Origin of the sequence: Candidatus Symbiopectobacterium sp. NZEC151 (genome assembly GCF_025962655.1) — a bacterium.
Lineage (GTDB): Bacteria > Pseudomonadota > Gammaproteobacteria > Enterobacterales > Enterobacteriaceae > Symbiopectobacterium.
The window spans coordinates 249,461-262,414 of the sequence record NZ_JAGFPE010000003.1; the positions used below are offsets into that span (position 1 = coordinate 249,461).

The following is a 12,954-nucleotide window of genomic DNA, read 5'->3' on the forward strand; positions in this document are numbered from 1 at the left end:
TAAATTTACATTTCCAAGGATAAGTTTTTAACTTAGATTTACACCAAGACAACAAAACAATCATGTGGCAACTTTTTTTCGCTGTTTTGTTACGTGAGGTTTAGCGTCTCCCCTTCCGATTGTGATCACCAGGCAATGATTTTGGGAGTATTTTTATGCTATGGCGCCATTTGTTACAAACCCGCAGAAACAGCGACCGAAACACTGCCGCATTCAATGCTACCTCACCGACCCCACTCGGGGTGCTACTTGAAGCACGCATGATGTTTGATGGTGCTGTCGCCGCCACTGTCGCCCAGACGGACACCGCGTCATCGGCACCGGATGCCAACGCCACCGCCGCGAGCGACAGCAGCGACGCGCCCCATGCAGGGGACGGTACCCAGACGCAAAATAGCCAAACCGATCACACCAACAATCACGATGACAGCAGCGGTACCAGCGATATTGCGGTCGTCGGCGAAACAGTACGTAAAGAAGTGGTGTTTATCGATACCTCTGTCACCGATTATCAAACGCTGGTGGATAACGTCCCGGCGGGCATTGAAGTCGAGCTGTTTGACGGCAGCAAAGATGGCCTCAGCCAGTTGGTGCAGTGGGCACAAAGCCACAACGGCTATGACGCCATCCATATTCTGAGCCACGGTTCAGAAGGGGAAATCCAGTTAGGCAGCCTGACGCTAAACAGCGACACCGCTAACACCCGTGCCGCCGATCTCGCCACCTTGGGTGCCGCGCTAACAGATTCGGGGGATTTGCTGATTTACGGTTGCGACGTGGCGCAGGACTCCGGGCAAAGTTTCGTCACGCTGTTGGCACAGCTCACTGGCGCTGATGTGGCGGCCTCCAGTGATACTACGGGTGCCAGCGGACTGGGCGGCGATTGGGTTTTGGAAAGTCAGAGCGGCAGTATCGAAACCAGCGCAATACATATTGACGGTTATCGCCACACGCTCGATGTCAGCGGTACCACGGTCGATTTCCTGATTGACGATTTTCCCTTTTCCACTGGCACAGTGGGTTCCGGGGTCGAACTGTTTCTTGATGGCGGGTTTGATGTCGACAATTCCAACTGGTACGCCGATATCGACCCCGTCCACTCGACCATTACCATGGTCATGCTTAATGGCATCTACGCCAGCGACGGACTGGAATCGTTTGATTTTACCTTCTCCGGCAGCACGCTACTGGCTATCACCTCAGTCACCAAGGACAACGCAGCAACTACCAGTGCGGCGGATATCTCTGCCACGGTCAATGGCAATGATAAAACCATCACCTTTCACGTCAACACACAAAACACCAGTGGTGACGGCGTACTGGTGTGGCACTTTACCTCCACCAATTCGGGTCAATCTGCCGATAATGCCCCCACGGCCAGCGGCAGCGGGACCAACCCCACGTTCACCGAGAACGGCGCAGAAGTCGGTGTGTTTACCGGCATCAGTGTCGACACCCATGACACAGGGCAAACCTTCTCCAGCGCGGCATTTACCGTCAGCAACGTGGCGGGCAGCACCGAATACCTGACCATTCACGGCATCAATGTCGCGCTCAGCAACGGTAACAGCGTCTCGCTCGGCAGCGGTTTTGGCACCGCCAGTGTCAGCCTGAGCGGCGGTATCGCCACCGTCAGCATCACCGGTGCCACGCTAAGCAACAGCGACATGGGCAGCCTGCTGTCCGGCATAACCTACGGCAACAGCAGCGACAACCCCGGCAATGCCACACGCACGGTCACGCTAACGCAATTGACCGATTCCGGCACCAGCAACAATACCGTTGCGCCGAATATCAGCAGCGAAGTCACCGTGGTACCGGTGAACGATGCACCGACCGATATTACGCTCTCCTCCACCACCTTTGCGCAATCGCTCGGCAGCAACGGGACTGTCGCCACCCTGACGGCGACCGATGTGGATTCCAGCGTGTTTACCTACAGTCTGGTCAGCGGTAACGGCAGCACCGATAACGCCCTGTTCACCATTAGCGGCAACACCCTGAAAGCGGTCAACGCCAACGGCATGGCGGCGGGCACCTACTCGGTACGCTTGCAAGTGTCTGATGGCGAAGCCACCTATGACAAGGTAGTGACGCTGGTGGTAGCCGATGATATCGCCCCGACGTTCGACCAGTCGCCAGCGGTCTCCAACGCCACAGCGGGCGGCTTCAATCTCAGCGGCAGCGTCAGTGAGGGGGGGAATGTCTATTATGTGGTGGTGGCCGATGGTGCCAGCGCGCCGACCGCCGCACAGGTAATTGCCGGGCAAAATGCCGCAGGGGGTTCCGCCCCCGCCTCGGGCAGCCAGGTGCTGAACAGCGCGCCCTACAATTTCAGCTTTACCTTGACCGGCCTTGCCGCCAGCACCGCGTATGATGTGTATGTGGTGGCCAGGGACAGCGCGGGTAATAATACGGTCAGTGTGGTCAAGGTGGATGCCACCACGGCCAGCGCAGGCCATGCGCCGACATTGAGTGCCACCGGCAGCAACCCGGTGTTTATCGGCGGGATGGCGGGCTCAGTTGATCTGTTCAGCGGCGTGCTAGCCAATACCAACGACAGCGGCCAGACCTTCAGTTCGCTGACCTTGACCGTTTCCAATGTCACCGACAGCGGTGAATTTATCAACGTTGGCGGCAACAATATCAATCTGAGCGCCAACAGCAGCGGCACTCTGACCGGTATCGGCAACTACAGCGTGATACGCTCCGGTAACACCGTCACGCTGCAATTAAGCGGCATGAGCGCCAGTAACAGTGAGATCGCCGGGTTGGTAGATGGCTTGCGCTATGGCAATAGCAGCGCCAGCGCCACCGCGGCTACGCGTGCTGTCACCCTGAGCGCCGTCAGCGACAACGGCGGCAGCAACAACAGCACAGCACTCAACCTGGCCTCAAACGTGAACGTGCTTGCCAGCAACAGTGCCTTGTATGTCACCGCCGGCGATGATACCGGCGACGATGCAACTTTTGGCAGTTCGGTACAACAGGATGCCAATGACGGCGGCGGGCTTAGTCTGCGTGAAGCCTTGTATTGGGCGAATAACACGGTGGGTATCGATCGTATCGTGTTCCAGACCGACGTAACCCTCGCCAGTTCCATTCTGTCGCCGACCGACAGCGTGCTGATTGACGGCCAAAGTTTCACCCTGAACGGTGGCGGCTATTCCGGTTTTCAAATCGTTACCGGATCCATCACCTTGGCGATCCAAAACCTGACACTGACCAATTTCACCACCGATTACAGTACCGACACCGGCGGAGTGTTTGGGATCAGCTACAGTGCCAGCGATGTCAACTTCCGGCTGTACAACGTGGATATTTCAAGCAACCGTGACACCATGTTCGGCAATGGCGTCTTCGACCTGTTTAACATTGCGCCCGGTACCTACAACTTTGATTTCGACCGGGTGAATATTCACGACAACCTTATGGTTGGCAATTTAAATGAAGGGGTGATCAGGCTGTTCGTGTCGAGGACCCAGCAAAACGTCTTCTTGTCGATAACCAACTCCGCCATCACCAACAATACCGGTATCAACCCGGCGGGCAGCACCTTCGGTATCAGCGGGTTGTGGTTAACCGGGAATCAGGGTAACCCCACCACCACCTACATCAGCCTGATAAACACTACCATTACCGGTCAGACCAACGGCATTGTCTTTGAATTCATTAACAATGCCCTCAGTTGGGTCGCCAGCGTGCGCAATTCCATCATTACCGGCACCAGCCAGGATATTGTAGCCTACACCCCAACGGGACAACCGGCTGGCGGTAGCTACACCCTGTACGGCGGCAACAACATTCTGAGTGGCAGTGTGGATCAGGTGTCGTCATCCGATCCGCGACTGGCCGCCACGGCCAGCAACGCCATCAATCAGGGCAGCCGCTTCTACATCACCGGTGACACCGATGTGCGCGGGCTGGATCGCGTTCGTCAGGGCGGTGTGGATATCGGTGCCTATGAATCACAGTTTGCTTCCGGCACCGCCCCGCAGGTCGATTTGAATGGCAGTACCACTGGCACTAATTACACCACCACGGTGCCAACATCCGCTGCTACGGGCATTGCGGTGACGGATGCGTTGGCAACCCTGAGTCAAACCGACGGGGATTCCCGCCTCTGGACACTGACGCTCAGTTTGGCCGGGACGACAAACGGCAATAGTGAGTCCTTATCCCTTTCACAGCAGGCGTTACTCGCCGCCCATGCTGCCGGTATCAACGTCACCGGTAATGGTAGCCAGACGGTGACACTGACGGGCGGTGCGACGGTGGAAGCTTTCCAGATCGCGCTGCGCGCCATTGTGTATAACAATGCTGCCGTAACGCCGACGGCGGGTAGCCGTACCGTGTCGGTCACGGTCAACGATGATGCCACCAGCACCGCGACCTCCACCTTGACGCTGATCGCAGGGAATCCACCGGTGGTGGCGACCCCGATCCCGGCGCAAAGCGTGGCGCAGGGAGGTAGCCTGAACTTCACCGTACCGGCAGGCACCTTTAGCGATCCGGACGGAGATACGCTGACACTCAGCGCCACACTGGCAGACGGCACGGCACTGCCAAGCTGGCTGTCATTTAATCCGGCTACCGGTACCTTCTCGGGCACCCCCGCCAATGGTGATGTTGGCAGCCTGACCATCAAGGTTACCGCCACCGATGGCAGCAACGCCTCGGTCAGCACCACCTTTGGCCTGACCGTCACCAACGTCAATGACGCACCGGTGGTTGCAACCCCTATCCCGGCACAAAGTGTAGATCAGGAGAGCAGCCTGAACTTTACCGTACCGGCAGGCACCTATAGCGATCCGGATGGCGATACCCTGACGCTCAGCGCCACACTGGCTGACGGCACGGCACTGCCCAGTTGGCTGTCGTTTAACCCGGCTACCGGTACCTTCTCTGGCACCCCCGCCAATGGTGATGTTGGCAGCCTGACCATCAAGGTCACCGCCACCGATGGCAGCAACGCCTCGGTCAGCACCACTTTTGGCCTGACCGTGACTAACGTGAATGATGCGCCGGTAGTCTCCAATACCATTCCGGCACAGAGCATTGCACAAGGGGGCAGCCTGAGTGTCACCGTACCCGCCGGTACCTTTACCGATCCGGATGGCGATACCCTGACGCTCAGCGCCACACTGGCTGACGGTACGGCACTGCCCAGTTGGCTGTCATTTAATCCGGCTACCGGTACCTTCTCGGGCACCCCCGCCAATGGTGATGTTGGCAGCCTGACCATCAAGGTTACCGCCACCGATGGCAGCAACGCCTCGGTCAGCACCACCTTTGGCCTGACCGTCACCAACGTCAATGACGCACCGGTGGTCGCAACCCCTATCCCGGCGCAAAGCGTAGATCAGGATAACAGCCTGAACTTTACCGTACCGGCAGGCACCTTTACCGATCCGGATGGTGACACGCTGACCCTGAGCGCTACGCTGGCAGACGGCACGGCACTGCCCAGCTGGCTATCGTTTAACCCGGCTACCGGTACCTTCTCTGGCACCCCCGCCAATGGTGATGTTGGCAGCCTAACCATCAAGGTTACCGCCACCGATGGCAGCAACGCCTCAGTCAGCACCACTTTTGGCCTGACCGTGGCTAACGTCAATGATGCACCGGTGGTCGCAACCCCGATCCCAGCGCAAAGCGTGGCGCAGGATGGCAGCCTGAGCTTTACTGTACCGGCTGGCACCTTTAGCGATCCGGACGGGGACAGCTTGACGCTGAGCGCGACGTTGGCAGACGGCTCTCCGCTGCCAAGCTGGCTGAGCTTTAACCCGGCTACTGGCACCTTCTCCGGTACGCCGGGCAATGGCGATATCGGTAGCCTGAGCATTAAGGTGACCGCCAACGACGGCGATGCCTCGGTCAGCACCAACTTTACCCTGACAGTAACACTGCCCAATGAAGCACCGGTGGTGTCCGGCACCATCCCACCACAGAGCGTGGCGCAGGATGGCAGCTTCAATTTCACCGTACAGGCAGGCACCTTCACCGATCCGGATGGCGATACCCTGACGCTGAGTGCCACGCTGGCAGACGGCACGGCACTGCCCAGTTGGCTGTCATTTAATCCGGCTACCGGCACCTTCTCGGGTACGCCCGCCAATGGTGATGTGGGCAGCCTGACCGTCAAGGTTACCGCCACCGATGGCAGCAACGCCTCAGTCAGCACCACTTTTGGCCTGACCGTGACTAACGTCAATGACGCACCGGTGGTCGCAACCCCGATCCCGGCGCAAAGCGTGGCGCAGGATGGCAGCCTGAGCTTCACCGTACCGGCAGGCACCTTTACCGATCCGGATGGCGATACCCTGACGCTGAGTGCCACGCTGGCAAACGGCTCTCCGCTGCCAAGCTGGCTGAGCTTTAATGCCGCCACTGGCACCTTCTCCGGTACGCCGGGCAATGGCGATGTCGGCAACCTGAGCATCAAGGTGACCGCCAACGACGGCGATGCCTCGGTCAGTACCAGCTTTACCCTGACCGTCACCAACGTCAATGACGCGCCGGTAGTGTCCGGCACCATCCCGCCACAGAGTGTGGCGCAGGATGGCAGCTTTAATTTCACCGTACCGGCTGGCACCTTCACCGATCCGGATGGCGATATGCTGACGCTGAGTGCCACGCTGGCAGACGGCACGGCACTGCCCAGTTGGCTGTCATTTAATCCGGCTACCGGCACCTTCTCGGGTACGCCCGCCAATGGTGATGTTGGCAGCCTGACCGTCAAGGTGACCGCCAACGACGGCGATGCCTCGGTCAGTACCAGCTTTACCCTGACCGTCACCAACGTCAATGACGCGCCGGTAGTGTCCGGTACTATCCCGCCACAGAGCGTGGCGCAGGATGGCAGCTTTAATTTCACCGTACCGGCAGGCACCTTCACCGATCCGGATGGCGACCCATTGACGCTGAGTGCCACCCTGGCAGACGGCTCTCCGCTGCCAAGCTGGCTGAGCTTTAACCCGGCCACTGGCACTTTCTCCGGCACACCGGGCAATGGCGATGTCGGCAACCTGAGCATCAAGGTGACCGCCAATGATGGCGATGCGTCGGTCAGCACCACCTTTGGCCTGACCGTCACCAACGTCAATGACGCGCCGGTAGTGTCCGGCACCATCCCGCCACAGAGCGTGGCGCAGGATGGCAGCTTCAATTTCACCGTACCGGCAGGCACCTTCACCGATCCGGATGGCGATACGCTGACGCTGAGTGCCACCCTGGCAGACGGCTCTCCGCTGCCAAGCTGGCTCAGCTTTAATGCCGCCACTGGCACCTTCTCCGGTACGCCGGGCAATGGTGATGTCGGCAACCTGAGCATCAAGGTGACCGCCAATGATGGCGATGCGTCGGTCAGCACCACCTTTGGCCTGACCGTCACCAATGTCAATGACGCGCCGGTAGTGTCCGGTACTATCCCGCCACAGAGCGTGGCGCAGGATGGCAGCTTTAATTTCACCGTACCGGCAGGCACCTTCAGCGATCCGGATGGTGACACGCTGACACTGAGTGCCACCCTGGCAAACGGCTCTCCGCTGCCAAGCTGGCTGAGCTTTAACCCGGCCACCGGCACCTTCTCCGGTACGCCGGGCAATGGCGATGTCGGCAACCTGAGCATCAAGGTGACCGCCAACGACGGCGATGCCTCGGTCAGTACCAGCTTTACCCTGACCGTCACCAACGTCAATGACGCGCCGGTAGTGTCCGCCACCATCCCGCCACAGAGTGTGGCGCAGGATGGCGGCTTCACTTTCACCGTACCGGCTGGCACCTTCACCGATCCGGATGGCGATACGCTGACGCTGAGTGCCACCCTGGCAGACGGCTCTCCGCTGCCAAGCTGGCTGAGCTTTAACCCGGCCACCGGCACCTTCTCTGGCACGCCGGGCAATGGCGATGTCGGCAACCTGAGCATCAAGGTGACCGCCAATGATGGCGATGCGTCGGTCAGCACCACCTTTGGCCTGACCGTCACCAATGTCAATGACGCACCGGTGGTGTCCGGCACCATCCCGCCACAGAGCGTGGCGCAGGATGGCAGCTTCACTTTCACCGTACCGGCAGGCACCTTCAGCGATCCGGATGGCGATACGCTGACACTGAGTGCCACGCTGGCAGACGGCTCTCCGCTGCCAAGCTGGCTGAGCTTTAACCCGGCCACCGGCACTTTCTCCGGCACGCCGGGCAATGGCGATGTCGGCAACCTGAGCATCAAGGTGACCGCCAACGACGGCGATGCGTCGGTCAGCACCACCTTTGGCCTGACCGTCACCAACGTCAATGACGCGCCGGTAGTGTCCGGCACCATCCCGCCACAGAGTGTGGCGCAGGATGGCGGCTTCAATTTCACCGTACCGGCTGGCACCTTCATCGATCCGGATGGCGATACCCTGACGCTGAGTGCCACCCTGGCAAACGGCTCTCCGCTGCCAAGCTGGCTCAGCTTTAATGCCGCCACTGGCACCTTCTCCGGTACGCCGGGCAATGGCGATGTCGGCAACCTGAGCATCAAGGTGACCGCCAACGACGGCGATGCGTCGGTCAGTACCAACTTTACCCTGACCGTGACCCGCACGGATGTTCCCAGCGGCGATCCGCAGTTCCGCGTGACCAACGGTGTCAGCGTATCCCCTTCGGGAGAAAGCCAAACGCCGCAATCCCTGACAGCGAGCGCTGCGCCACAGACCTTGGGTTCACTGTTCTCATCAAACTCGCTCGGCGGTTTCAACACCGGAAATACAGCCGCAGCAGGTTCAATGATGTCCACCATCTTCGCCTCCACGCGCCACGACCGCCCAGCGGACAACGTGCCAACCAGCGAGGTGGCCTCGACCTTCGCTGGTGGGCGGGCACACAGTAACGGTACCCAGTTTGACAGTTCATTGGGATCGTTCCCAAGCTTCAGCAAGGATCCTGCATTGGGTGGCTCGTCCTCACTTGCCAGCGTGTTCTCTGGCATTTACTTGCCATCGCTAACGCCGATGGAAGTGTTTGACCAAGGCAGTTGGAAGGGTATCGGCACGAATCCAGATACCGCGAGGGCAGGCGGCACGACTCCTGTAACCGAACAAACCGCAGCGACATTTACCCCGTCGTTGCATCAGCAATTACAACAGATTGGAGATGCTGAAGGACAACGCCTGTCGGCCATTGAGCAGGCATTGTCCGATAGGGGTCAGCAACAGGGATAACAACAAGTCTACAGCAGAAGGCGCTAACGTTATGACGAACATGTTTGTGGCAAGCCGGTTGTCGGCATTAACAACCTTGGGCAGCGGTGAAATATGGATAAAGGGACGAAAACTTTTTAGCCTGAGTGCATTGGTGGTCGCACTCAGCGGTTGCGCCGTGACCAGCGACCCCATTACCAGGGCGGAAAGCACGCAGCGCAGCCAGCAGGATCGGGTGGCGATGTTCAGCCAGCAAGAACCGGTCACCGCGCCGATTGGCCTGTATGACGCTATGGCGCGCGCTCTGAAATACAACCTCGAATCACGTTTAAAGGTGATGGAGAATGCGCTGGCCCAGCAGCAACTGGAGTTGGCGCGTTATGATATGCTGCCAAAGCTGGCGGCCTCAGCGGGCTACGTGGGGCGTAATAATATGAGCGCATCCAGCAGCCGCAGCGTTGAAACAGGGCGTACATCCCTTGAACCATCAACCTCACAAGATCGCGATCGTGACGTGGCCGATCTCACCATGGTATGGAACGTACTCGATTTCGGCGTCAGCTACGTCAGCGCCAAACAGAAATCCGATCAGCGTTGGATTGCCGAGGAACGCAAGCGCAAGGTGGTACATACCATTCTGCAAGATGTGCGTTCTGCCTATTGGCGTGCGGTCGCCGCTGAGCGTTTATTAGGCCAAATTGACGGGCTGATCGCACGGGTAAATCAGGCACGTGAGGCCAGTGAGCGCATGACGGTGCAACAGGTCGGTGACCCTGTTGAAGCATTGAGCTATCGTCGGGCGCTGATCGATGCTACCCGCCAGTTGGAAGAACAGCGTCGGGCACTGTCCTTGGCCAAAACTGAACTTGCCACTCTGATGAACCTGCCGCTGGATACCCCGTTCAAACTGGCACTGCCGAGCAGCAGCGAGCAAATTGTTCCGCAGTTGAACGTAGACCAAAAAACCCTTGAAGAAGCCGCACTGGTCAGCCGACCGGAACTGCGGGAACAGGATTATCAGGTCCGGATTCACGCGGCTGAAACCCGTAAAGCGCTGCTGCGCATGCTGCCAGGCGTTGAGCTGAGTGTGGGAGGCCATTACGACAGTAACTCCTTCCTGGTTAACAACAGTTGGGCCGACGTTGGCGTCAAAGCCACCTGGAACCTGTTTAACCTGATGTCCGGCCCTGCGGCACGTAAAACGGCTCAGGCGAACGAGCAGGTGGCAGAGATCCAGCGTCAAGCCATGTCGCTGGCCATCATGGCGCAGTTATATGTGGCACGTGCCAACTATAACGAATCGCTGCGCCAGTATAAAACCAGCGCAGAGCTGCGTGATTTGGATAGTCAAATTGCCCAGCAGTTGAGAAACCGCTACCAGGCCAACAGCATCGGTGAACTGCAATTGATTCAGGGCGAGCTTAATGCATTGAATGCCGACCTGCGTCAGGATCTCGCCTATGCGGAGCTGCGCAATACCTACGGGCAGATTATCTCCAGCGTCGGGTTAGACCTGCTGCCAAAAACGTTGCCTTCCGATAAACTGGTCGACATCAGCACAGCGCTGCGCCAATCAGAAAGTGAATGGCAACAGGGTAAAATCAGTACGCTGCAATCGTTCTAAGGTAGCCGCCCTGATGTCCAACGGGCATCAGGGCAACGCGGCGAGAGAAGGAAGGGAAAGTCCGTTACTCGTAAAACACAGATAAAAAAAAAGACGTCAATCGACGTCTTTTCTTAATGTTGGTACCGAGGACGGGACTTGAACCCGTAAGCCCAATCGGGCACTACCACCTCAAGGTAGCGTGTCTACCAATTCCACCACCTCGGCATCCGAAATCTTTTAATTACTTGGGAATGTCACTCGCAGGCGCAGCCGGTGCTGCTGGCGTAGCAGGCTGTTCAACCTGAGCAGGTTGGCCCAGATTATCCCACTCACTGCCGCTCTTGCTCTGATGTGAACTCATGTTCCCTAAGACCAGGCTGAGGACGAAAAACAGCGTCGCCAACACAGCGGTCATGCGTGTCATAAAGTTACCGGAACCGCTCGAACCGAACAACGTTGCCGATGCCCCTGCTCCGAACGAGGCACCCATATCAGCACCTTTACCTTGTTGCAGCATGATCAGACCAACCAGGCCTAACGCAACCAACAGGAAAATGACTAAAAGAGCTTCGTACATGATAGTACCCGTAACTGTTTCCCCATCAACAGATGAGGAGGCTAAATTCTCGCGGCAAACCGCACACATCTCGCTCAACGGACAGCGTATGTCCCTGGTAGAGCGGGTCTGAATACTAACCAAACCCACTGGGCGACGCAAGTGTATTTTAGAAAGATCAATGCGATTGCGGAAAAAAACGGCTAAACACATCAGCGGGTGCTGGGGGTGTCTCCGTTATGGTCCACAAAGACAACCCGGCACCCGAGAAATTAATGCGCAGCCTTCACGACATCCGCAATCTGATTGGCAAGGCTGATAACCAGTGCTTCATCTTCCCCTTCTACCATCACGCGAATCAGGGGCTCGGTACCAGACTTACGCAGCAGTACGCGACCACGTCCCGCCAGCGTTTTCTCCACCTCCAGCACAACGTTTTTCACGGCATCACTTTCCAGCGGATCATTACTGCCGGTGAAGCGCACGTTGACCAACACCTGCGGGAACAATTTCATGCCGCTACAGAGGTCGTGCAGCGACATATGGTTGCGCACCATCGCCGTCAGCACCTGAAGACCAGCAATAATACCGTCTCCCGTGGTGGTCTTATCCAGCAGAATAACGTGCCCGGAGTTCTCTGCGCCGATGCGCCAGCCCTTCTCCTGCATTTTTTCCAGTACGTAACGATCGCCCACTTTGGCGCGAGCAAACGGAATACCCAATTGCTTTAATGCCAGCTCCAGGCCCATGTTACTCATCAGGGTGCCCACCGCGCCACCGCGCAGTTGCCCTTGACGCAACCCTTCACGCGCAATGATATAGAGGATCTGATCGCCATCGACCTTATTGCCTTCGTGATCCACCATGATCAACCGATCGCCGTCGCCGTCGAACGCCAGGCCGACATCCGCCTTCTCCGCCAGCACGCGGGCTTGAAGCTGACGAACATCCGTTGCACCGCAGGATTCGTTGATATTCATGCCGTCAGGCTCACAGCCAATGGCAATCACTTTTGCGCCCAGCTCACGCAACACGCTTGGGGCAATGTGGTAGGTCGCGCCATTGGCACAATCCACCACGATTTTTAATCCACTCAGGCTCAGTTCGTTCGGGAACGTGCTCTTACAAAACTCAATATAACGCCCGGCCGCATCCACAATGCGATTCGCTTTGCCCAACTCAGCCGATTCCACGCAGGTCAGCGGTTTATCCAGTTCCGCTTCGATGGCCTCTTCCACCTCATCCGGCAGCTTTGTGCCATCGATGGAGAAAAACTTGATGCCGTTGTCGTAGTAGGGGTTGTGTGATGCAGAGATAACGATGCCCGCTTCAGCGCGGAAGGTGCGCGTCAGATACGCCACGGCGGGTGTCGGCATCGGGCCGGTAAATGAGGCCGATAATCCGGCGGCGGCAAGCCCGGCTTCCAGCGCCGACTCCAGCATATAGCCAGAAATGCGGGTGTCTTTGCCGATAATGATTTTGCGCGAACCGTGGCTCGCCAGCACTTTCCCGGCTGCCCAACCGAGTTTTAACACGAAATCCGGGGTGATGGGCGTCTCGCCCACTTTGCCACGCACACCATCCGTACCAAAATATTTGCGGTTACTCAT

At 58.1% G+C, this 12,954-nt stretch carries 4 protein-coding genes and 1 tRNA gene; 2 read left to right on the top strand and 3 right to left on the bottom strand.

What is annotated here, in order from left to right; translation table 11 throughout:
- Positions 1-155: 155 nt before the first annotated feature.
- On the top strand, positions 156-9,203 hold the full coding sequence (locus tag J5067_RS11865; RefSeq protein WP_264651196.1) for a putative Ig domain-containing protein: 9,048 nt from the start codon (positions 156-158) through the stop codon (positions 9,201-9,203).
- A gap of 40 nt (positions 9,204-9,243) precedes the next feature.
- A complete protein-coding gene (locus J5067_RS11870) occupies positions 9,244-10,806 on the top strand; it encodes a TolC family protein (RefSeq protein ID WP_319802392.1) in 1,563 nt (520 codons plus the stop codon).
- Between the two features lie 120 nt (positions 10,807-10,926).
- Here the strand turns inward: J5067_RS11870 and J5067_RS11875 are convergent.
- From J5067_RS11875 to glmM, 3 genes are all read right to left on the bottom strand, one after another.
- Positions 10,927-11,013: transfer RNA gene (locus J5067_RS11875), tRNA-Leu, on the bottom strand.
- 16 nt (positions 11,014-11,029) lie between these two features.
- Complete coding sequence (gene secG, locus J5067_RS11880) at positions 11,030-11,365, bottom strand: preprotein translocase subunit SecG (protein WP_264644044.1); 336 nt, start codon at positions 11,363-11,365, stop codon at positions 11,030-11,032.
- A 251-nt stretch (positions 11,366-11,616) separates the two neighbouring features.
- Positions 11,617-12,954 carry a phosphoglucosamine mutase gene (gene glmM, locus J5067_RS11885; RefSeq protein WP_264644043.1) on the bottom strand — a complete coding sequence of 446 codons (1,338 nt, stop codon included), beginning with the start codon at positions 12,952-12,954 and terminating at the stop codon, positions 11,617-11,619.